The following is a 22,383-nucleotide window of genomic DNA, read 5'->3' as shown; positions in this document are numbered from 1 at the left end:
TCATTCGCCCCCTTTTCAGATGATTTGCGAGATAGCGCCCACGCTGTCCTGGAACGTGTCCACCTTCACATCCACCCGCTGCAACATGGTCAGCAGCAGATTGCTAACCCGCGCATCCCCATCCACGGGTCGCGAGCAGATCTTATAATGCTCAGTTGCATTGGAAACATCATACTTGCCAATCTTCGGCAGATTGAAGTCCACATGCTTTCCATGCTTGTAGCCCAATGCTTTACCGCCTGCGAGGATGGTGGGCAGGTTGGCATTTCCATGGCTGTGGCCATACGCCATGCCGCTACCCCAAAGCACCTGAGTGGTATCCAGAAGACTGTTGTTCTCCTCCTTGTGCTCCTTGAGCTGGTCCAGGAAGTAGCTGAGCTGACCGATGAGGAAAGTATCCGTCTCCGTCAGACGGCGCAGCTGCTCGGGATCGCCGTTGTGATGGGAGAGACCGTGGCGCGTCTGCAGAATGCCGATCTCAGGGATGCCGCTGGCATTGCCCTCACCACCGATGCCGCAGGTGATCACACGGGTGGAGTCCGTGCGCAGGGCCATGACCATGAGGTCATAGAAGAGGCGGTAGTATTCGCCGGCCTCGGCCATGCTGAGCTTGCGCTGGAGGCGGGCGGCCTCGGCCGCTGGCACGGCGGGCTTGGGCACGTTGAGCCACTCGTCAGCGCGGCGGGTGCGCTCCTCCACCTGACGCACAGCGGTGAGGTATTCATCAAGCTTGCTGCGGTCGGCGCTGCCGAGTTTGCCATTCACGCGCTTGGCGTCGTCTGCCACGAGATCGAGGATGCTACCCCGGCGGCTGAGTCGGCGGCGGATGGTTTCCTTGCTGTCCTTTTCGACGCCGAAGAGCTGGTTGAAAATCTGCTGGGTGTTGCGTTCTGCCGGAAGCTGGATGCCATCCTTGGACCAGGCGAGAGAGGTGCCTTCGATGGCCATTTCGAGCGAAGAGAAGCGCGTCGCATTGCCCTGAACTTCGGCGATGAGCTGGTCGGCGGAAACGGTGTTGCGGAAAGCGCCGCCATCGCCGGGGACATTGGCTCCTGTGAGCCAGACTTTTTCGCAGTTGTGGTGCTTGCCGATCACCATGGGGTGATGCAGGCCGCTGATGGGCGTGATGTCTGCGCGGTGTTTTTCCAGCGGCATCAGCGGCTTGGTGAATTCATAATCCGCACCAGCTTTGTCGATCTGCCAGGTCAGGGTGTTCACACCATTTGGGATGTAGAGGAACACGCTGCGCTTGGGCTGCGAGGGAGCCGGCAGAGCACCCATGGATTCGAGCAAAGGCAGAGAGATGGTGGCCCCAAGGCCGCGCAGCACCTGGCGGCGGCTCATGCGCCAGCGGTTGAGATTAAGATTGCTCATAGGTGTGTGTATTGCTGTTAGCGCTTCTGGAACAGGTTAGAACAAACGAAGGCCTCGACGATGTCTCTCAGGCGGTAGTCCTTTGCCTTGCTGACGGCGGCGATGGCTTTCAGGTCTTCACGATCATCAAACGACATGCTGCGGCGCAGGCCATAGGTGGCCAGCTTCTCGATGAAGGTCGCGTTGAAGGCGTCGAGATCTGAGAGGAGCAGTTTTTTGAAGTCATCAGCGGTCTGGTATTCGCGACCATCCGGCAGCTTGCCTGAAGCTTTGACCTTTGGGTTGGTGCCAGTGCCATCCGTGACTTCTTCGGTGCGCCAGCGGCCGATGGCGTCGTAGTTTTCAAAGGCGAGGCCCAGCGGATCAATCTTGGCGTGGCAGGAGGCGCAGTTCGCGTCGTGGATGTGCGCTTCGAGCTTTTCCCGCAGTGTGGCTTTGGGTGCAGCCGGGTTGGTGGCGATAGGATCGACGTTTGCGGGCGGCGGGGGAGGGGATTTGCCAAAGATGGACTCCATGATCCAGACACCGCGGTGCACAGGCCGGTGGCGCACACCATCGGAGGTGAGCGAGAGGATGGAAGCCTGCGTGAGCAGTCCGCCGCGATGACTCTCCGCTGGCAGCGACACACGCTGGAATTCAGCACCCGATGCCGCAGTCTCCGGCAGGCCGTAAAATTGCGCGAGCAGCGGGTTCATCATGCTCCAGTCTGAATGGATCAGTTCGCGCAGAGTGTGACCGCCCTGCAGCACTTCATGGAAGAAGGCTTTGGTCTCTCCGATCATGCTGGACTCCAGCGCCTTGTCGTAGTCAGGGTAGAGCTTCTTGTCGGGCTGGAACATGCCCACCTTGCGCAGGCGAAGCCACTGGGTGGCGAAGGAGTCGGTGAAGCGGACGGAGCGTGCGTCTGCCAGCAGGCGGACCACCTGCTTTGAGAGCGTGGCCTTGTCATGCAGCTTTCCTTGCTCAGCCAGCGCGAGCAGTTCGCCATCCGGCATGGTGTTCCAGAGCAGGTAGGAGAGACGGGATGCGATCTCCCAATCATTGAGCGTGTTGCGTGCCGCGTTTTCATCGCCTTCAGCAAGGAAGACAAAGCTCTTGGAGCACAGAATGGAAAGCATACCCGCTTTGACCGCGTCGCGGAACTTTTCTTTGGCAGCGAGTTCGGCCTTCACGATGCTCATGTAGCCATCGAGTTCTTCATCCGTGATCGGGCGGCGGAAAGCGCGCCGCGCCAATGTGGCGAGGCACTCGCGTACTTGCTCCATATTGCCCTCTTCCTGCGGCATGTAGTCATTCCGCAGTTTCTTCTCTGCCTCACTGACGAGCGGGCCTCGCCAGGAGATGGAATCCATGATGAGGAAGGGATAGCGAGGCTTTCCCTGCTCATCGGTGAGCTTCATCTGCCAGGGAATGCGGCCGATCTTCGTGCTGATGAACGGGGTATCGCCATGGCGGCCTGAGCGTGGCAGGTTGGAAGGGCCTGGCACATCATTATAGACTTCGATACTTGGACGGCCTTTGGGCAAGTGGGCGCGGAAGGTGACCGTGATCGGTTTGTCCTCGGGAGCGACGATGTCCTGCTCAAACAGGACGCGATCCAGTTTTGCCTCATAGACTTTGATGCGTGGCGCGCGGCCCTTCTCGGGCTTCAATCCGCTGAGCGTATAGCTGATCTCATACACACCTGCCTCAGGCAGCGGGTCCTTGAGCAGGGAGTAGCGGAAGATGTCTCCGGGCCACATGTCGTAGCGCACTTTGTCCAGCAGGCCCAACTCACGCAGGCGCTCGCGATGACGCTCGCTGATCTGCTCCTCATAGAGGACGGGCTTCGAGCCGCCGAAGGGCACCACCGGTTTGGCGTTCTTCGCGGGAGGCGTGATGTCGGGGTAGGCCTCGTTCAAAACGGTTTCCGCCGCAGCGAGGTATTTCTCAATGTTGGATGGCGAGAGCGTGAGCACGGAGCCGATGCGCTCAAAGCCATGCCACTCAGGATCTTCCAGAAACGCGCCCGGGTCTTTGGCATCATACTCCACCCCGAGAAGGTCGCGGACGGTGTTGACGTATTCGTCCCGCGTGAGGCGGTTGTAGCTCACCTTGGCGCGTGAGGCCATGCGTGCGTGTTCGCCCTCTTTCATTCTTGCGGCGATCCATTCGACGACCTGCGCGGAGGCAGCTGCTTCGGGGCGCTTCTTCTCCTTCTTCGGCGGCATCTCGCCCGAATTGATGCGCTCCATGATCTCCAGCCACTGCGGCGTGTTTTCAAAGCCGACTTTGGGAGACAGGGTGTCCATACGGAAGTCACCTTTCTGCACATCGGCGTCGTGGCACTTCAGGCAGTGCTCTTCAAAATAGGACTGCACCCTGGGTTCGAGACTTGCGGCAGGCGCGGCCAGTCCAAAGCCGCAAAAAGCGGGCAGCATGGCGGTGGCAAGGCATGGGAGCAGGTGGCGGGCTGGCATCGGATTTTCATACGGTGCGGCATGTCAATTCATGCAGTCCCCCCGAACTATCGGGGGGCGGAAACCGAGGCCGTCGTGGACAGAATCAAGGGAATAAAAATCATTTTTTGCCACAAGATTCCCCGAGCGGGGAAAAACCGGTCGGCTAATCTCCACCTACAAATCTCTCCCTTTTTATGTCCGATTTTTCCGGTTCGTGGGTGCAGCGCCTGATGCGCGCGTTGTTTGGGCAGTTTCATTACCAGCCGCCGCCCTGGCTGCCGCGCTTTGCCCGTGCGGCGGATGATCATGTGGGGCGGCATCCGGGCTGCTATGCCTTCGCCATCGTGTTCGCTGGCGCGATGTGCCTGATCGTGCCACAGATACGTCATTATCTGGATGCGCACCGGCCACGACCCCAGGTGCGGGTGGAAGTGCGGCAGGTCACCGGCGTGCTGATGATGCCGGAGCTCACACCGATCATCAAAGAGAAGCCGCAACCACAGCCGATGAAGGTGACTTTCAATGCTTCCGTGGCACGGCTGGATGCCGTGGGCAAGCCGGCGAGTGGCGTCACGCTTTCTCCTGAACATCCGGGGGCGTGGAAATGGACTTCCGACAAACTGCTGGAGTTCACGCCGGCGAAGGACTGGCCTGCCGGGCAGGAATTTACGGTGAAGCTTTATCCCGCACAGCTTCCCAAGGAGGTGGCTTTGAAAGAGGCCAGCTGGAAGGGGCAGACAGCGCCGCTGGTGCTCACCGTTTCCAGTTCAGAATTCGAGATCGATCCGCGTGATCCATCGCTGCAAAATGTCGTGGTGGGCTTCACCTCGACCCATCCGCTGGCCAAGGCACAGGTCGAGCAATTGGTGTCATTGGAGGTGGTGGGTGGCGCCAAAATTTTCGACTGGAAAGGAAAACAGCCCGACACGCTGTTCACGGTCACGGAAGGGAAATACCAGCGCGAGTTCTGGATCCGCACGGCGCGCATCCAGGTGCCGGAGAAGGAGGACTATGTGAAGGTGACGCTGCACAAGGAAATTACCAGCACGGTTGGTGGCAGGCCGCTGACTGCGGATCTCGTCTCAAAGGTGCGCGTGCCGGATGTGGACAGCGGTTTTCAGATTGCTGATGCGAACACGGAAATCCTCAAAACGGAGGATGGGGAGCCGGAGCAGTTTCTGTTCATCAACACGGAGGGATATGTAACGACGGAGAATCTGAGCAAGCATCTTGGCGTGTGGCAGGAACCGGTGAATTTTGGCATCCGCGGAGTGAACGATGTGACAGAGGGGGTGCTGCGGCAGTATGCGCCGGTGGCGCTGAAACCCGTCGAACTGGAACTGAGCGATGATCAGCCGGCGACAACGCGGCATGCATTCAAGTTTCTCACCGAAAAGCAGGGGCGCCTGTTTGTGCGCATCACGCAAGGAGTCGAGGCTTTGGGTGGATTTCGGCTGAGCAGAGAGTTCCGAACTTTTGAATCCGCACCACGTTTTCCGAAGGAAGTGCAGCTGCTGGGGAAGGGTGGCATCCTGGCTCTGAATGGCGAGCGCAAGCTTTCGCTGCAATCACGTGGCGTGCCTTTTCTCCGCGTGAACATGGCGCGTGTGCCGGCGCGGCAGGTGAACCACTTGGTGGTGATGACGGAGGGCGACTTTGCCAATCCCTACTTCACCATGTACGATCGTTTTGACGAATCGAACATCGCTCACTTCATGCGCCGTGTGCAGCCGGTGGCGATGAAGAACGAGTTTCAGGCGTGCTATTCGGTGATCAACTTCGCCAGTGCACTGCAGGCTCCGGACGCCGCGGATCCGGATGCATCGCGCGGTTTGTTTCTTCTCACAGCGGACGGGGTGGAACCGGTTCCCGAAGGCAACAAGACCATGGAGGGAGATGACGTGGAGGATGACTGGCGGGTGATGGATCAGGCGACGACGAAGCGATTCGTCCTCGTCACCGATCTGGGCCTGATGGTGAAAAAGAATGCGGACGGTTCACGCGATGTGTTTGTGCAAAGCATCCAGAGCGGTGACCCGGTGAATGGAGCCGTGATCACCGTGCTGGCCAAGAATGGCGAGTATCTGCTGCAGCAGACCACGGCCGACGGCCATGTGCTCCTGCCGGATGTGGCCAAGTTTCAGCGGGAAAAGCGACCCGTGGCCATCGTGGCCACGCTGGGCAATGACCTGTCCTTTCTGCCGTTCGAGCGTCCTGACCGCCTGCTCGACTTCTCACGTTTTGACATTGGCGGCGTGATGGCCTCGGAGAAGGAGGCGCTGGAGGCCTTTGTGTTTACCGAGCGCGGCGTGTATCGTCCGGGGGATGACATTCACCTTGGCGCGGTGTTGAAGCGCCGTGACTGGAGCGCGGGCCTGGCGGGGCTTCCGCTGGAGATGGACCTGGTGAGCGCGAAGGACGAGGTCATCGACACGCAGAAGTTCGTGCTGTCCGGAGACGGCTTCATGGAGGTCAAGATGAAGACGGACGAGACCGATCCGACGGGACGCTATATCGCACGGCTGTATTTGATCCGTGGCGTCAATGACCGTCTCCGGCTTGGGCAGACGACCTTCAAGGTGGAGGATTTCCAGCCGGACCGCATGAAGATCGATGTGACGCTCACCGGTAATGAACTCGCCGGGTGGCTGCAGCCGCGCGACATCAAGGCGGATGTCTCGCTGCAAACCTTGTTTGGTTTTCCAGCGGCCAAGCGGGTGCTGAAAGCACGGATGGAACTGAGCCCGGGTTCGTTCGCGTTCTCGCAGTTCCCGGATTTCATCTTCCACAATCGTCTGCCGGAGGCGGAAGACACCGAGGAGACGGAGGCGGGGCAGAAGATCAATCTCGGGGAGAAGACGACGGACGACACAGGTGCGGCGCAGTTTGACCTGGCACTCGAGCGTTTTGACAAAAGCTGCTTTCAGGTGAGCCTGCTTATCGAGGGCTTTGAGGCGGATGGCGGGCGCAGTGTGCGCAGCGGGAAAAATTTCCTGGTGGCCGCGCTGCCGTATGTGATCGGCTACAAGCCGGATGCGAAGCTGGACTACCTGGGCAAGGACACGGTGGCCAATGTACGGTTCATGGCCGTGGGGCCGGATCTGAAACCCTTCGCGCCGAAGGATCTCATGGCGCGCCTCATCCAGATCAAGCATGTGTCCGTGCTGACCAAGCAGGAGAGCGGCAGCTATGCGTACGTCTCCACGCAGCGGGAATCCATTGTGACAGAGACAGCGTCCGGAGAGTTCCGCCTGGAACTGCGTGACGCAGAAAACAATGTGGTCTGCGCCACGCCATTTACCGTGGTGGGCAAGGGAGACCTGGATCGCAGCATGGAGCGGGATGCGGAACTGGGCATCAAACTGGCAAAGGGTGCGTGGAACAGCGGTGAGTCGCTGGAAGCGAGCCTGAGCGCGACCTACACCGGCGCGGGCCTCATCACCATCGAGCGTGAGCGTGTGTTGGGGTGGCAGTGGTTCAAGGCGGGCACGACTGCCAGTGTGCAGCATATCACGGTGCCGAATGACATTGAAGGCTCGGCGTATGTAAACGCGTCCTTTGTGCGTGCGCTGGACTCGAAGGAGATTTTCACCTCGCCGCTGAGCTATGCGGTGGAGCACTTCATTGCGAATCCGGACAAGCGGCGCATTGAAGTGAAGATCGACACGCCGGAAAAAGTGAAGCCGGGAGATGTGATGAAGATTGGATTCTCGGCAGCGAAGCCGTGCCGCATCGTGGTCTATGCGGTGGATGCGGGCATTCACCAGATCAGCGACTACAAGCTGCCGGATCCGCTGGCGCATCTGAGCCGCAAACGCGCGCTGGAAGTGGAGACGGAGCAGCTGATGGATTTGATCCTGCCAGAGTTTTCGCTCATCGCGCAGAATAAGGCCTATGGAGGCGATGCGGACAAGCCGCTCCGCCTGAATTTGAATCCTTTTAAACGCCGCAAGGAACCGCCGGTGGTGTTCTGGTCGGGGCTGATCGCCGCGGGGCCTGAACGGCAGGAGGTCAGCTACACCGTGCCGGATTATTTTGCCGGGAAGCTCAACGTCATGGCGGTGGCCGTGGCTGAGGATGCGGTGGGCCGCGCGGAGACCAGTAGCATCGTGCGCGGGCCGCTGGTGCTGACGCCAAATGTGCCGTTCTTTGCCGCGCCCGGAGATGAATTCATCGCGTCGCTCACGGTAGCGAACAATCTCGAAGGGGTGGAAGCGAATGCGCCGATCAGCATCGTCGCGCAGGTGACGCCGCACCTTGAGGTGATCGAGTCACCGAAGGGTGCGATCAATGTGGCCACCGGCAAGGAGGACACGGTGCGCTTCCGTGTGAAGGTGAAGGATGATCTCGGGGGAGCGGAGATCGCCTTCAAAGCGGAAGCCGCCGGGCAGGTGGTGCTGAGACGGGCGACGCTGAGTGTGCGGCCCGCGGCACCGTACATCACGAACGTGCAGAGCGGGTACTTCCGGGAGAATGCGCATGACGTGAAGGTCACGCGGGAGATGTATCCGCAGTATCGGAAGCTGAATGCGAATGTGTCCGCGCTGCCGCTGGGACTCGCGCGAGGTCTGGAGTCTTATCTGCACAAGTATCCGTATGGATGCTCTGAACAGATCACCAGCCGCGCGGTTGCACGGCTGCTGCTGGCGAAGGAGGTGGATTTTGGCTTTGATCCTGCGGAGTCCGCGCAGCAGCTCGACGGGGCCTTTGCCCTGTTGCGCAGCCGTCAGCATTCGAACGGTGGATTTGGCTACTGGGATTCGGATGCACTCACAGGGATGGATTATCTCTCGGTCTATGTGACACGATTCCTGACGGAGGCGCGGGATGCGGGCCATGCGGTGCCGTCCGCGCTGCTGGAGGGTGCGCGCAATCGCATGAAGCAGATGGCGCGGCAGCCGGTGGGCAGTTTGGACGATGCAGCGATCCAGGCGGCGGCGATTTATTTGCTCACGCGCCACGGTGAAAACACCTCCACGTATGTGCTTAACCTGCGTGACAATCTGCGGCAGAAACATCAGGAGGCGTGGCGCGGGCATCTAACGGCGGCGTATTTGGCGGGGACGTATGCGCTGCTGCAAAAGCGTCCGGAAGCGCTGGTGCTGATGCAGGATTACTGGGCTGCTGTGCGCAAAGGTGGGCAGGCACCCCTGAGGTGGCATGGCTGGTACTATGGGGATCCGCAGGTGAGCCAGGCGGAGGGCTTTGCGGTGGCCTGCAAACACTTCCCGGAACTGGCGGGGAATTTTGGTTATGATGATCTGTCAGTGATCACCGAGCCGCTGGCGCGCAACCGATTCAACACCATCAGCGCTGCCACGACGATCCTAGCGCTGAAGGCCTACTCCGACCTCGCGAAGCAGTCGGGCGTGAAGGTGTCATTGAGCGAACTGGCGCGGGTAGGCGGTCCGCCAAGCGTGCTGGTGGCGGAGACGACTGGTTTGATCCAGAGCGACTTCAATGCCCAGGCGGGAAGCTTGCGCTTCGGTCTTGCGCAGGAAGGTGGGCGAGATCTCGGCGCCTTCTACCAGGTGACTGAGGCAGGCTTTGACACGGGGTTGCCGACACAACGCATTGCAGATGGCTTGGAAGTGTTTCGCGAGATCATTGGGACGGATGGCAAGGCTGTGGAAAAACTCAAGGTCGGCGAGGGAGCGCTGGTGCGGCTGAGTGTGCGCAATGTGTCTCCGGATGCGCTTAGCAACATTGCCGTGCTCGATTTGATGCCGGGCAGCTTTGAACTGGAACCGAACGGGCTCAAGCCCGGGCGCGGCACGATCCCGGGCGCGGATTACGTGGATGTGCGCGAAGATCGGAATGTGTTCTTCTGTGGGCTGGGCAAAGGAGAGGTAAAGACCTTCTCTTACCGCATCAAACCGATTGCGGCAGGCAGTTACGCGATCCCGCCGGTGTTTGCCGAAAGCATGTACGACCGCGGCACCAAGGGACGCGACGGCGGCGGCAAAGTGAACGTGGAGTGACGGTCATGCGCATGCTTCATCGTCTGCTGCGAATGCGCCTTCTGCGCTGGTCGGGAGGGGCATTGCTGCTGCTCGCGCTGATCTGGCTGCTGCTGCCGCAGCCGGAGCTGTATCCGACGGAGTTTCGATTTTCACGCACGCTAGAGGATCGCAACGGCAGGCTGCTGCATCTGGCGCTGACGCCGGACGGGAAGTATCGGCGCTATGTTCCACTGGCGGAAATCAGCCCGGCTTTGATCGAGGCGACGCTGACGCTGGAGGACCGTCACTTTTATGATCATCCTGGGGTGAATCCGCTCTCGATGCTGCGCGCGGCGTGGGGCGTTGTTTCAGGCTCGACGCGAGGCGGCGGGTCCACGATCACGATGCAGCTCGCGCGGTTGCGTTATGACCTTCATACCCGCACGCCGTGGGGCAAGGCGTGGCAGATGCTCCGTGCGGTGCAGTTTGAAAAGCATTATTCGAAGGATGCTATTTTTGAGGCCTATCTCAATCAGGCCCCTTATGGCGGAAATGTGGAGGGAGTGGGAGCGGCGAGTCTGCTGTGGTGTGGGAAGCCAGCTCGCGAACTGACGATGCGGGAGGCGGTGACGCTCTCTGTGCTGCCGCAAAGCCCGACGACGCGTCGGCCGAGCGCGACGGGAGACAACAAGCGTCTGGCTGCGGCGCAACATCGGCTGTGGGAACGTCTGCGCGTGGAGAGGGGACTGCCTGCTGATCCGCTGGATGCTGCGTTCACGCTGCGGCAACTGCAACCGGTGCCGCGTGAGGCGCCGCATCTGGCGCGGCGACTGTTTGCCGAGAAGCCGGTGGAAGATTGCACGGGCTCGGGGGCACCGCTGCGCTGCACTTTGGATGGCAACCGGCAGCGTGGTGTGGAGGAGGCGCTGAATGATTATGTGGAGCGCAAGCGGGAGGTGGGCATTACCAATGCGTGCGCGCTGCTGGTGCATGCGCCGTCTCGCGAGGTGCTGGCTTATGTGGGATCCAGCCGATTTCTCGACAGCTCGATCCAGGGACAGGTGGACGGCGTGCTGGCGCGGCGCTCGCCGGGATCGGCGCTGAAGCCGTTCATCTATGCGCTGGCGATGGAGCAGGGGCTGATCCATCCGCACACGATGCTGCGCGACGGGCGCATGGCTTTCGGCAGCTACAATCCGGAGAATTTTGACCGCAACTTTGCGGGGCCGATTTCCGCGCAGGATGCGCTGTATCACAGCCGCAACATTCCAGCGGTGTCGCTGGCGCAGCAGTTGAACGCGCCGGGCTTGTACGGATTTCTCAAAGAGGCTGGCGTGGCCCTGCCGCAGCCTGCGGAATTTTACGGGCTGTCATTGCCGCTGGGCGGTGGTGAAGTCTCGATGGAGGAACTGGCGGAACTCTACGCGCTGCTGGCAAGCGATGGCGGAGCGAGGCGGCTGAGCTATTTCAAAACGGAGCCGAGTGCCGGCGCAGCCAAGCCCCTGCTCACTGCTGAGGCGCGATACCTGACGCGGGAGATGCTGCGCACGCGAGAAGGCGAGGCTGTGATGGATGATCCGGCGGTGACGTGGAAGACGGGGACCTCGCATGGATTTCGCGATGCCTGGGCGGCCGGTATGCGCGGCGAATATGTGCTGGTGGTGTGGATCGGAAATTTCAATGGCAAGGCCAATCCTGCCTTCATCGCGCGTGAGTGCGCGGCGCCGTTGCTGTTTGAAACGTTCCGCCATCTGCGTCTGCCGATGAAGCGGGAGGCGCCGCCTGCGGGAGTTGCGCAGGTGGAGCTTTGCGCGGTGTCGGGCCAGCTGCCGACGCCGCATTGCCAGCATCGCGTGCAGGGCGGATTTATTCCCGGTGTCTCGCCGATCACGCCGTGTGAGATTCATCGCGAAGTTTTGATCGATGCCGCCACGGGATTGCGGGTGGTACGTGATGATGGCAGGCGTGCCGTGAAGCGCGAGGTTTTTGAATTCTGGCCGCCGGATTTGCTGGAGATGTTTAAGCTGGCGGGAGTGCCGCGCAAAACACCGCCGCCGCTGGAGGCGGGTGCGGAATCGCTCACGGCGGCGGATGCGGGAGCGGTGCCGAAGATCGTGTCTCCGCGTGCGGCTCTAGTTTACACGCTGCAGGCTTCGGATGCGGCACGGCAGACGATTCCGCTGCGCGCGGATACTGCGCCAGGAGTGAACCGCGTTTTCTGGTTTGCGGGAGCACGTTTCCTCGGTGCCAGCGATCCTGCCACGCCGGTGATGTGGACGGCCGCCGCAGGAAAATGGCGGGTGCATGTGCTGGATGATCAGGGGCGCAGCGCGGCGGTGGAAGTGCGGGTGGAGATGGTGCCCTGATGGCCCACTATTCCAGCGCCAGTTCCCTGCCTTCCAGCTTTAGCAAAAACGCCTTTGCCTCCATGCCCCCCGCAAAGCCGGTGAGCTTGCCATTGGAACCGATGACGCGATGGCATGGGGCGATGATGGAGATGGGGTTTTTGCCATTGGCGGCACCGACGGCGCGCACAGCAGTGGGGTTGCCGATCTGCTCGGCGATCTGCGCGTAGCTGCGAGTCTCGCCAAAGGGAATTGTGAGCAAGGCGTCCCACACCTGCTTCTGAAATTCGGTGCCGGCAAAGTCCAGCTTCAGCGCAAACTTTTCCAGCCGGCCCGCAAAGTAGTCTCGCAGCTGCCGCTCCGCCTCCAGCAGGACGGGATGATGCTTGTTTTCGTGCAGCGGCCCAAGGCGCACGCGCTTCGGATCATCGTCTTCCCACAGCACTGCCGCCAGTCCGTGGTCATTGGCCACCAGCGTGAGCGTCGTTTTCGGACATGAAGTTAAAATAAACCTCATGTCCGAAAACGGCCAGCCGTATCAGTGGAAAGGAACCAGACTGCCGCATCTCCAAACACCATGAACCTCATTGATGACGATGCCGCCTACAGCGCCCTGAAATCCCGCGATCCGCGCTTTGACGGCGTGTTTTACGTCGGCGTCACATCAACCGGCGTTTACTGCCGTCCCATCTGCCCGGTTAAAATTCCGAAGCGCGAGAATTGCCAGTTTTATCCCAATGCCGGAGCAGCGGAGAAGGCATCTTTCCGCCCCTGCCTGCGCTGCCGCCCCGAACTCGCACCGGGTCATGCGCCGGTGGATCAGGCCCACCGGCTCGCGGATCTCATTGTGCACCGCATGGATGAAGGACTCGCGGATGAAGGCGCGGGACTGGAGGAGATTGCGGCACAGTTTCACCTCAGCTCGCGTCAGTTGAGGCGCATCGTACAGCAGGAGCTTGGTGTTTCGCCCATGGAGCTGATTCAGACGAGACGTCTGCTTTTGGCGAAGCAACTTCTCACCGACACCAAGCTGCCCGTCATCGATGTGGCCTTTGCCAGCGGCTTTTCCAGTTTGCGCCGATTCAATGACGCCTTCAGCACTCACTACCGCATGCCGCCCACGCGCCTGCGCAAAGAAGCTGCGACACATCCCGCCAAGCTACAAGCCACCGACACCTCAATTCTGCAACTGGGCTATCGTCCGCCTTACGATTGGGAGGCCATGCTGCAGTTCCTTGCGGGACGTGCGATTCGTGAGGTCGAGTTCGTTTCAGATGGCACGTATTCACGCACCGTTCGGCTTGGGGACCACACGGGGTGGATCAAAGTGTCCAACGCGCCGGCCAAGAACGCGCTGCAGGTGGAGTTCACCCATTCGCTCGCTCCTGTTCTGCCTGCGCTGCTTGGTCGCCTGCGCAACGTGTTCGATCTCTCCGCACGTCCTGACGTCATCGCCGCGCACCTTATGCAGGATCCGCGATTGAGACCTGCCGTTTTGCAAAAGCCCGGCCTCCGCGTGCCGGGAGCATTCGATGGCTTCGAGATGGCCGTGCGGGCCATCCTCGGCCAGCAAATCACGGTGCAGGCGGCCACTAAGATCGCCTGTCGTTACGCTGAAGCCTTCGGCGAAAAAATTGAGACGCCTTTTCCTGAGTTGAGCCGACTCTCGCCTTTGGCCACTAGGGTCACGCGAGCGACGGTGGAGGGCATTGCCAGTCTTGGCATCATTCGTACTCGTGCCGCATGTATTCTCGCGATGGCAGAGGCCATTCGTTCGGGCACACTTCAGCTCGAGCCGGGTGCCGATCCCGAGGCCACCATTGCCCAGCTAGTTACCTTTCCGGGCATCGGCCCCTGGACGGCTCACTACATTGCCATGCGTGCTCTGCGCTGGCCGGATGCTTTTCCCAAGGAAGATATCGCGGTTCGGAACAAGTTGGGCGGAGTCACCGCGAAGCAGGCCGAGGAGATGTCGCAGGCATGGCGACCTTGGCGCAGCTATGCTGTGCTGCATGTGTGGAACAGCCTGTGATTACTTTGCTTTCCCAAAAGCGGTCTTGAATGCCTGCGTCGTTGCCGGCCATTCCTTCTCGCGTTGGTGCAGCTCGCCGGGATAGCCGGCGTTCGATTCCCAGTAGGTGTGGGACCTCACGTCGTTCGCCTTCAGGAAGGCTGCCATCGATTCGACAAAGGAGGCTGCGTCCGGACCCCACACGCCCCATTCGTCGATCTGAAAGGGTTTTTTGTGGGCTTTTGCAAAAGCGAGCATGCCGGCGAGGTTCCATTCATTGTAGCCGTAGGGGCTGACGCGCTTTTCCCAGGCTTCCTTGGGATCATTGGTTTCCCAGCCTTCACCACCCATGACCTTCGGCTTCCAATACACATCCTGGCCCACGAGATCCACATACTCGTCGCCGGGCCACATGGGGCGGGGATCGCTGGCGCCTTCCGTGGTGGAAAAGCAGAATCTGAACCGTGCTCCGCCCGGCGCGCTGCGGAAGGCACCATGGAAGCGTTTCCAGGATTCGATGAAGTCTGGGATTTGCGAGGCCTTGGAGCCGCCCACGCCCCAGGCAAACCACTCGCCATTCATTTCATGGCTGGGGCGAATCACGATTTCGTAGTCGCCAGGATTGTTTTCCAAGATGGAGCCTGCCAGGCACTTCCAGTGATCATCGTAGGCTCCAGTCTTCGCTTCTGCATAGCTGGCCCCAGTGATGATGATGGGCACGTCATAGACCAGGCGGCGGTCGCCACGCTGCCCATACACGGTCTGGCTCAGCCAGCTGGCATAGCGGTAGTTTTCCCACTTTTGGAAATCCACCGTGCAGAGAATGACGTCCACTTTGCGGCCCAGCCATGCTTCAAAATCCAGCACGCGCTGCATGGAGTTTTCTCCGTGGACGCCGAGGAGAGGCTCGGCGGAAACTGAAACAGAAAGGAGGGCGAAAAAAGCGGTGCGGAGGAGCATGAGCGTGCGCTGATCTGGTGCGGACTCGTCAGCGCGGAGAGGGTGGGATTCGAACCCACGGTGGGGATAAACCCACGCCAGTTTTCAAGACTGGAGCCATAAACCACTCGACCACCTCTCCTGGTGCTGCGTTGCGGAACAGTGACAATAAGCAACGGGATGCAGCCTGCCAAGAGGAAGTTTGCAGGAGCTGCAAGTCAGGATTGATCTCGGCGAGTGGGCGTTCATGATCACTGCGCATGATTCACAAGACTGCCCTGATTGATCCGAGCGCCCAAATTGACCCGACTGCCGAGATCGGCCCTTATGTGGTCATCGACGGCCCCTCCGAGGTGGGTCCGGGATGCAAGATCGAGGCGCACGCGCAGCTCGTAGGGCACGTGGTGGTGGGGGAGGGGACCAAGATCGGACGCGGGGCGGTGATCGGGGCGGAACCTCAGGACCTGGGATTTGATCCCAGCACGCAGAGCAGCGTCATTTTGGGCAAAAACAATGTCATTCGCGAGCATGTGACGATTCATCGCGGCAGCAAGCCGGGGGCGGCGACGCGCATTGGGGATGGGAATTTTCTCATGGTGGGCTGCCACCTGGCGCATGACGTGGTGCTGGGGGACAAAAACATCCTGGCGAATTCTGTGCTGCTGGCCGGCCATGTCCACATGGGCAACGGTGCCTTCCTGGGGGGGGGATCGGTGGTGCACCAGTTTCTGCGCATCGGAGACTATTGCCTGATGCAGGGGAACAGCAGTTTCAGCAAGGACCTGCCGCATTACTGTGCGGGGAACCGCATCAACCGCATGACCGGACTGAACGTGATCGGCCTGCGCCGGCAGGGCTTCTCTTCAGAGGATCGGGCGGCGGTCAAAGAGCTGTTTCACATGCTCTTTTGCAGCGGGCTGAACATGTCCCAGGCCTTGGAGCAGGCTTTGGCCCGGGAATGGCCCGAAAAAGCGCGGCGGCTGCTGGAATTTGTGCGGGCACCGAGCAAAAAAGGGGTGGCTTCCGTGCGTCGCGGAACAGGGGACGAGTGAGGCGAAAAAACTCCGGCTTTTTCTTGTCACCACGTTTCCAGTAGCCTATTTAGGGGATTCTCATCTTCCTGCCTATTTAGGACGGTGCTTTCTCGTGTTATGATTTTTTCAAGATTTTGCGTGACGGTTCTTGTTTGCGTCCTGGCATTCGTCGGGGCGGCGAACGGGCAATCCCTTCTCGACAGCCTCACGAGTGATCTCAATATCCGTGGTTTAACCACGACAATGGATCCGGAAACTGGCCTCGCGACGGTGACGGGCGACGTGCACATTCAATACGGAAATGTCGAGATGCGCTGTGGTAGTGCGCAGTATAACCAGTCAACCGGCGAAGTCATCGCCAAGGATGGAGTGACGATCTGGCGGGATGGCACGATCTACCGTGGAGATTCGATCACCTACAATTCCATCACGGGTGAGATGTCGGGCAGGAATGTGATCACAGGAATAGCTGCGGGGTCCCCTGGTATTCCAGGCACTGGAATGACCGGCACCGGCGGCTCATCGGGTGGCGGATTCAGAAGAACTGCAGGCATGTTTTTCTTCAGGGCGGAAGATTTCCACTCAAGCAGCAAGCTCGAGAACAGGATTGATGCCACGGGGGTGTCTTTCACGTCCCATGATGTGCAGGATCCGAACTACCGGCTGAGCGTCAAAGAACTGACGGTCTATCCAGATGACAAGGCCATCCTCAAGGATGTGAAAATGTACGCCGGTAAAACGCCCATTTTCTGGGTGCCGAAAGTGACCAAATCGCTGGATGAAGAGACAAATCTGCGGCTTGGGCCCGGCTTTCAAAGCCGCTGGGGGGCGTTCCTGCTCACGCAGCTGGCCGTGGTGCACGGCGATCATACCTATGCGAAATACAAATTTGACCTCCGCAGCAAGCGTGGGGTGGGTGCAGGGGTGGACTTCATTTCGCTGCGCCACAGCGCCAACCGGCAGAACTTTGGCACTTTGAAGATTTACGGGGTCAATGATATCGCCCCAAATACGAACGCGACCAGCGCGACCCGTTACCCGGTGCCGACGGACCGATATCGCGTCAACTTTCAACATCGCATCTACCTTCCGGGTCCTGATGTTAACACCTGGTATCTGGATTTCGACATCAACAAGATCAGCGACATTCACTTTTACGAAGACTTCTTCTTCAACGACTACCGCACCAATCGCGAACCGGACAATCTGGTCTCCCTCATTCACACGAATGACTCGTATGTCGCCACTCTGATGGCGAAGTTCAAGCTGAACAACTTCTACCGCACGACCACACGTCTGCCCGAACTCTCCATTGATTTTACCCGGCGGCCGCTTTGGAACACGGGGATTTACCACCAGGGAACGATCAGTGCTGGAATCATCGGCGAACTGGTGGGCAACCAGGAAAAGGCTGAACTGCTCCGCCTGCAGGCGCTGGGGGCGGGTGGTCTGGCTGGGGTGCTGTCCGATCCTTTGGGCACTGCGGCTTCTTCCTTCCTCAGTCTCGCGGGACAGCCCAGAGCGGCCACGCTGACCCCTGTGGATGTGACGCAGGGACTTGGAGCCATCTCCAGCAGGCTGAGGCAGCCAGGTTACGGCCGTTTCCACACATATCATGAGTTTCTGTACCCGAAGACTTTCATGGGCTGGCTGAATGTGACGCCAAGGATCGGTGCGGGCCTCACGAGTTACACGGGCATTGTCGGCAGTCCGACCGGGCTCAGTCACTACACCCGGGGCATTTTCAGCATGGGTCTGGACGTCTCCTTCAAGCTTTCCAAAAACTGGAGCGAGGTGCAGGTGCCGATGCTCGGACTCAATGGCATCCGCCATGTGTTCCAGCCCTACCTGAACTATTCCTACCTGGACGCGAATCAAAACGCCGGCCTTCCCGCCATTGACAGGCTTTCCGCGACCACAAGGCCGCGTTCCATTGACGTGCCCTTGTTCACTGCTGTGGACAGTCTGCGGTCATGGAATGTGGCGCGTGTTGGCTTCCGCAACCTGCTCCAGACGAAACGTGACTACATGGGAAGCAACGGCTACGGCGGCTTTTGGGAAACGCCCGCCGGCGGGGATGAACAGACCTACACGTGGGCGGGCATGAACACTTATGTGAACGTCTTTGGCAAGGACCCTGAGTACGGCAGAAGCCTCTCCAACGTCTATAACGAGTTGTTTTGGGTGCCCGTGCCATGGGCCAGCCTGCGTTCTGACCTGCAGCTCCCCATTCAAGGTGGTGTGGGCAGCTTCACGGAAGCCAACAACAGCATGACCTGGCTGATCAACAAAAGCACCTCGTTTGAAATGGGGCATCAATACATTCACGACCACCCGTTCTTCCGCAACAGCAGCCTGCTTTACACGCGCCTGTATGCCCGTTTGAACGAGGATTTTGGCTTCAGCACCTACCACATTTACGAAGCGTCCGCGGGCATCCTGCAATTCCAGAGCTACAGCGTCTCGAAAGACCTCAGCAGCTGGGTCGCTTCCTTCGGAGTTATGTCACGCAACAACGGCAATGGCATGTCAGATTTCGGCCTTCTCCTGTCCTTCACTCTCAAGGACTTCCCGAAATTCAATTTCGACCTCGACATGGATCCGAATCCCGGAGGTCGTGGCGGCAAGCAGTAGCCACCGCTCGTGGGTCGGTTTTGAACAAATTAAAGGGATCCCTTCACTTGTTGGGCGCGGCATGCTCTGAGGCTCTGGCTGGGAGATGGGACCCGTGCCTTGTTTTTCCTTGGGTCTGAAGAGATGGCTCAGTGAAATGAGCTGGCACGATCTGGCGCAAATCTGCGCATGCCCCGAGTTTTCATTCAAGAGAAAGTGGCCAGCCCCGGGAATGCCATTTTTTCCCCGTCGGCATACGCTGATGTGTCATCCGTGTGCGGCGCAATCAGACTCAATCGAACTCCCAATGCCTCCTAGCGGGTGGCAAATGAAACAATGGGAGGCTGCTTGTAGAAACTCGCCGTCGCGTGGCTCACATGCCCCCGCCGCTCTTGGCGAGGAAATTGAGGGCCAAAGCGGCTACGGCGAGGATGAATACTAACCAGGCAAGAGGCATGAAATGAGAGAAGTGAAAGTGAGTCTGTCAGAGAAGGATTTCAAGGAATCGGCTTCAAGGTGCCGGCAAACTTATCATTGGACCAAGTGGCGGACACTTTCGAGAAGGTTTCCCATTCCTGTCTGAGCACCTCAGGAACCTTGACCGGAGAGCTGCCGTCCTTGTCAACAAAACCGGCACTGTCGGAGCCGAGGAGCTGCACCGTCATCAGGACAGCGGAGAGCACGAAGCAGATCACCGACAAGGGGACCAAGCCAGCTTCCGGATCCTTTTCTTCATAGAACTGCTCTGCATCAGCGGCAGCGCTACGCTTCACTGGCGCACTAGGCGGAGCCGAGATGGATGGGCGCTGCATGGCCTGAGTGGGCTGCAGCTTGACAGTTGCTTTCGGGAGCGGGGCGGCAGAACCGCCAGCCATGGGGCCGGTGCCTGCGCCAGGGGCTGAAGGAGGACGAGGTCCTGGTGCCTTTTGCAGCGGAACGGTCGGTGCGCCAGTTTCGGTACGGGGAGGGGGAGCCGCTGGATTCTGGCTGAGCGGGCGGGTGGCTGCCGGCAGACCAGCCATCGGCGGAGCCGCAGGACGCGGCGGCATGGGAGCACTTGGCGCTCCTGGAGCCGCAGGGGCCACCGGAGCTCCTGGGGGCCTCGGTGCAGTGGGAGGAGCCAGGGGGCGGGCCGGAGGCGGCATCGAGCCCGAAGGGGCGGGTGCGCTCGGAGGAGGAGAGGAAACCACGGGAACGGCAGCAGTGGTCTTCCGGGCAGGGGGAGACATCGGCGGCGCAGGCAGCTTGACCGGTGCGGTGCTGGACTTTGGCGCAGGCGGAGGCAGGGGAGCCGAGGGAAGCTGAATCGGGGCTGTGGACTTTTTCGACACCATGGGAACCACGGAGGTCGTGTTGAAGGAGGCCGGAATACCACCCGTAGCCGGGGAAATGGGAGCCGTGGACTCACGTGGCTGGGTCACGCCTGCATTGGGACGGCCACGCAGGGTGATGCGCACGGTCTCCTTTTTGAGCGGGACGGCGGCGGTCTTCGGCGTTGAGCCAGAAGGTGGTTGGGGTGGCGTGTTTTCGGGTTCGCTCATGGTTCAAAGACTGGAAAAGAAAAAATTCAGAGAATTCCCCTACATTTAGCGAAATTCGCCCCCTTGCGTCAATCCCTTTCTCCTGATGCCTTGCAAATGTCGGCTCGCTGCCCGTTAGTTGCTCATCCGGCGGCCCGCAACCGTGGTCGCCAGACCCTCTTTAGCATGAAAATTCTTGTCACTGGCGGAGCTGGATTCATCGGCTCCCACACCGTTGAGCGCCTCATTCGAGATGAGGTTGGGCAGATTACCATTATCGACAGCTTCAACGATTATTACAATCCATCGATCAAGCGGGAGAATGTGCGAGCACTTGGACAGAAGGTGACGGTCTGTGAAGGCGACATCAGCAGTCCGCAATTTGTGGCGGAAACCTTTGAGAAGGGTCATTTTGACGCGGTTATCCACCTTGCCGCCCGTGCGGGGGTTCGGCCTTCCATTGAACAGCCGGAGCTGTACATCGACACCAACATCAAAGGCACATTCCACCTTCTGGAGGCGGCACGGCGCACCGGCGTGAAGCATTTTGTTTTTGCCAGCAGCTCTTCAGTATATGGGGTCAACAAGAAGGTTCCGTTTGCCGAGGCCGACCCGATTCTCCAGACCATCAGTCCTTATGCCATGACCAAAATGGCGGGCGAACAGATGTGCTCCAATTACAGCCACCTCTACGGAATCAAGACTGTGGCCCTGCGTTTCTTTACGGTCTATGGTCCACGTCAGCGCCCTGACCTGGCCATTTCCAAATTCAGCCGTCTTATTGACGACGGGAAGCCTATCGACAAATTTGGAGACGGCAGCACCGCACGTGACTACACCTTCATCCATGACATTGTGGATGGCATTGTGGGCGCGCTGAACTACCGCAGCGGTCCGGTTTGCGACATCTTCAATCTGGGCGGCTCCCAGACCGTCACTCTGAATGACCTGATTGCTACAATCGAGCAGGCCCTTGGCAAAAAGGCGGTCATCAATCAGATGCCGGAGCAGCCCGGGGATGTGCCGCTTACCTCGGCAGACGTTAGCAAGGCCAGATCTCTGCTCGGCTTCAAGCCCACCACCACGATCGCGCAGGGTGTGCCCGCCTATGTGGATTGGTTCAGGGACATGCGTGAGCGTGGGATTGCAGTGTGCTAGGCTGTCTCTGCCGCCGGCGGCGCTTCGCTGCCGGGTCCCAGAGGACAGCCACGCTCAGGGCTGCCCTAAAAATGCGGCGCTGAAACCGTGCCTTCTTCAATCTCCTGGCGTTTTTTGCGGACGATGCCGTCGGCAATGTCCGTCACCATCTCCTCCAGCAGGAGGCGCAGGTGGCTGCCTGCACGGTAATCGGCCGGGGCGATGTGTTTGACCCGGTCCGCCACGCCGGTGAGCTGGTAGCATTTGCGGAAGCTGCTGCGGCTGGCCTCATCGGGATTGTAAACCGCCACGGCGTGCCCGCCGTAGCGCTTCATGAGCGTGAAGCACGGCACATCGGTCGGGCCGTCCCCCACATAGATCATGTGCTGGAAGGGGATCGGGCGCAGTTCATGGGCCATGTGGTCGTTCACGTCCTCGTTCGGTTCCAGCATGCCTTTGTTGATGCGGAATATGTACTGGGTTTTCGTGGTGTGGCTGATCACGCGCTTCGGGAAGGTAATGCGGCCGTTTTTGTCCTCGCCGAATTCGCAGCCGAAGATGCGCTTCACAAACGGCGCCAGAGCGGAGCCGTCCAGCAGCGCCTTGAGTCCGCTGGAGATGATGTAATGCTCGATCTTCACGCCCAGCAGGCGGTGCTGGTCGTTGAGCACCTTGTTCAGTTCGTCGAACAGTTCGGGCACGCCCCGAAAAAAATTGAGCTTCGCGCCGAGCTTCCGAAGGTCGTCATTGGTGGGCCTGTCCATGTCAAGGTAGTCCAGCATGCATTTCAGGTAGGCCAGTTCGCCGTCGTAGCCCTCCTGATTGACCAGCTCACGGCTGCGCTTCCAGAACTGCTCGGGATTGATGCCGAAGTGGGGGAATAGCGTCTCGTCCTGCATGTACGTGGGACTGAGCGTCTGGTCGTAGTCGTAGATGATGCCGATGGTGGTCTGCTGAGATGCCATGGGAGAGTTGACGGTGGTTTACGGTTGTTGACGATGGTTGACAGTGGTTTGAGACCCCTGTC

At 59.8% G+C, this 22,383-nt stretch carries 13 protein-coding genes and 1 tRNA gene; 7 read left to right on the top strand and 7 right to left on the bottom strand.

Translation table 11 applies throughout. The features are described from left to right. Positions 1 to 15: 15 nt before the first annotated feature. Positions 16 to 1,374, bottom strand: coding sequence for a DUF1552 domain-containing protein (locus ACILSR_RS00830; RefSeq protein WP_395747821.1), 1,359 nt, complete (start codon positions 1,372 to 1,374; stop codon positions 16 to 18). A 17-nt stretch (positions 1,375 to 1,391) separates the two neighbouring features. Beyond that, positions 1,392 to 3,833, bottom strand: a complete 2,442-nt coding sequence (locus ACILSR_RS00825; RefSeq protein WP_395747820.1) for a DUF1592 domain-containing protein — start codon at positions 3,831 to 3,833, stop codon at positions 1,392 to 1,394. A 176-nt stretch (positions 3,834 to 4,009) separates the two neighbouring features. Here ACILSR_RS00825 and ACILSR_RS00820 point away from each other — a divergent pair, with 176 nt between their 5' ends. Both ACILSR_RS00820 and pbpC read left to right on the top strand, forming a co-directional pair. Further along, complete coding sequence (locus tag ACILSR_RS00820) at positions 4,010 to 9,796, top strand: alpha-2-macroglobulin (protein WP_395747819.1); 5,787 nt, start codon at positions 4,010 to 4,012, stop codon at positions 9,794 to 9,796. A 5-nt stretch (positions 9,797 to 9,801) separates the two neighbouring features. After that, entirely contained in the window at positions 9,802 to 12,123 is a 2,322-nt protein-coding gene (gene pbpC, locus ACILSR_RS00815; protein ID WP_395747818.1) for a penicillin-binding protein 1C, read from the top strand. Positions 12,124 to 12,130: 7 nt separating this feature from the next. Here pbpC and ACILSR_RS00810 read toward each other — a convergent pair whose 3' ends face one another. After that, a complete protein-coding gene (locus tag ACILSR_RS00810; RefSeq protein ID WP_395747817.1) occupies positions 12,131 to 12,619 on the bottom strand; it encodes a methylated-DNA--[protein]-cysteine S-methyltransferase in 489 nt (162 codons plus the stop codon). A gap of 60 nt (positions 12,620 to 12,679) precedes the next feature. On the opposite strand from ACILSR_RS00810, the gene ACILSR_RS00805 reads away from it, so the two are divergent. Continuing rightward, a complete protein-coding gene (locus ACILSR_RS00805) occupies positions 12,680 to 14,134 on the top strand; it encodes an AlkA N-terminal domain-containing protein (RefSeq protein WP_395747816.1) in 1,455 nt (484 codons plus the stop codon). Here the strand turns inward: ACILSR_RS00805 and ACILSR_RS00800 are convergent, their stop codons facing one another. Next, positions 14,135 to 15,073, bottom strand: coding sequence for a glycosyl hydrolase (locus ACILSR_RS00800; protein WP_395747815.1), 939 nt, complete (start codon positions 15,071 to 15,073; stop codon positions 14,135 to 14,137). A 34-nt stretch (positions 15,074 to 15,107) separates the two neighbouring features. Then, positions 15,108 to 15,194, bottom strand: a tRNA-Ser gene (locus tag ACILSR_RS00795). A gap of 118 nt (positions 15,195 to 15,312) precedes the next feature. Between ACILSR_RS00795 and lpxA the strand changes: the two genes are divergently transcribed. Both lpxA and lptD read left to right on the top strand, forming a co-directional pair. Beyond that, positions 15,313 to 16,104, top strand: a complete 792-nt coding sequence (gene lpxA, locus ACILSR_RS00790) for an acyl-ACP--UDP-N-acetylglucosamine O-acyltransferase (RefSeq protein ID WP_395747814.1) — start codon at positions 15,313 to 15,315, stop codon at positions 16,102 to 16,104. A 225-nt stretch (positions 16,105 to 16,329) separates the two neighbouring features. Then, positions 16,330 to 18,720 carry an LPS assembly protein LptD gene (gene lptD / locus ACILSR_RS00785; protein ID WP_395747813.1) on the top strand — a complete coding sequence of 797 codons (2,391 nt, stop codon included), beginning with the start codon at positions 16,330 to 16,332 and terminating at the stop codon, positions 18,718 to 18,720. Positions 18,721 to 19,196: 476 nt separating this feature from the next. On the opposite strand, the gene ACILSR_RS00780 is transcribed toward lptD, so the two are convergent. Beyond that, on the bottom strand, positions 19,197 to 19,511 hold the full coding sequence (locus ACILSR_RS00780; protein WP_395747812.1) for a hypothetical protein: 315 nt from the start codon (positions 19,509 to 19,511) through the stop codon (positions 19,197 to 19,199). 61 nt (positions 19,512 to 19,572) lie between these two features. Here ACILSR_RS00780 and ACILSR_RS00775 point away from each other — a divergent pair, with 61 nt between their 5' ends. Next, a complete protein-coding gene (locus ACILSR_RS00775) occupies positions 19,573 to 20,004 on the top strand; it encodes a hypothetical protein (RefSeq protein ID WP_395747811.1) in 432 nt (143 codons plus the stop codon). A gap of 401 nt (positions 20,005 to 20,405) precedes the next feature. Beyond that, on the top strand, positions 20,406 to 21,377 hold the full coding sequence (locus ACILSR_RS00770; protein WP_395747810.1) for an NAD-dependent epimerase/dehydratase family protein: 972 nt from the start codon (positions 20,406 to 20,408) through the stop codon (positions 21,375 to 21,377). Between the two features lie 65 nt (positions 21,378 to 21,442). Here the strand turns inward: ACILSR_RS00770 and ACILSR_RS00765 are convergent, their stop codons facing one another. Further along, positions 21,443 to 22,321 carry an HAD family hydrolase gene (locus ACILSR_RS00765; protein ID WP_395747809.1) on the bottom strand — a complete coding sequence of 293 codons (879 nt, stop codon included), beginning with the start codon at positions 22,319 to 22,321 and terminating at the stop codon, positions 21,443 to 21,445. Positions 22,322 to 22,383: the final 62 nt, after the last annotated feature.

It is taken from the genome of Prosthecobacter sp., from assembly GCF_044222565.1.
Taxonomy (GTDB): Bacteria; Verrucomicrobiota; Verrucomicrobiia; order Verrucomicrobiales; family Verrucomicrobiaceae; genus Prosthecobacter.
Note: the sequence above shows the minus strand (reverse complement) of the source record. Positions and strands in the feature narration are given on the sequence as shown.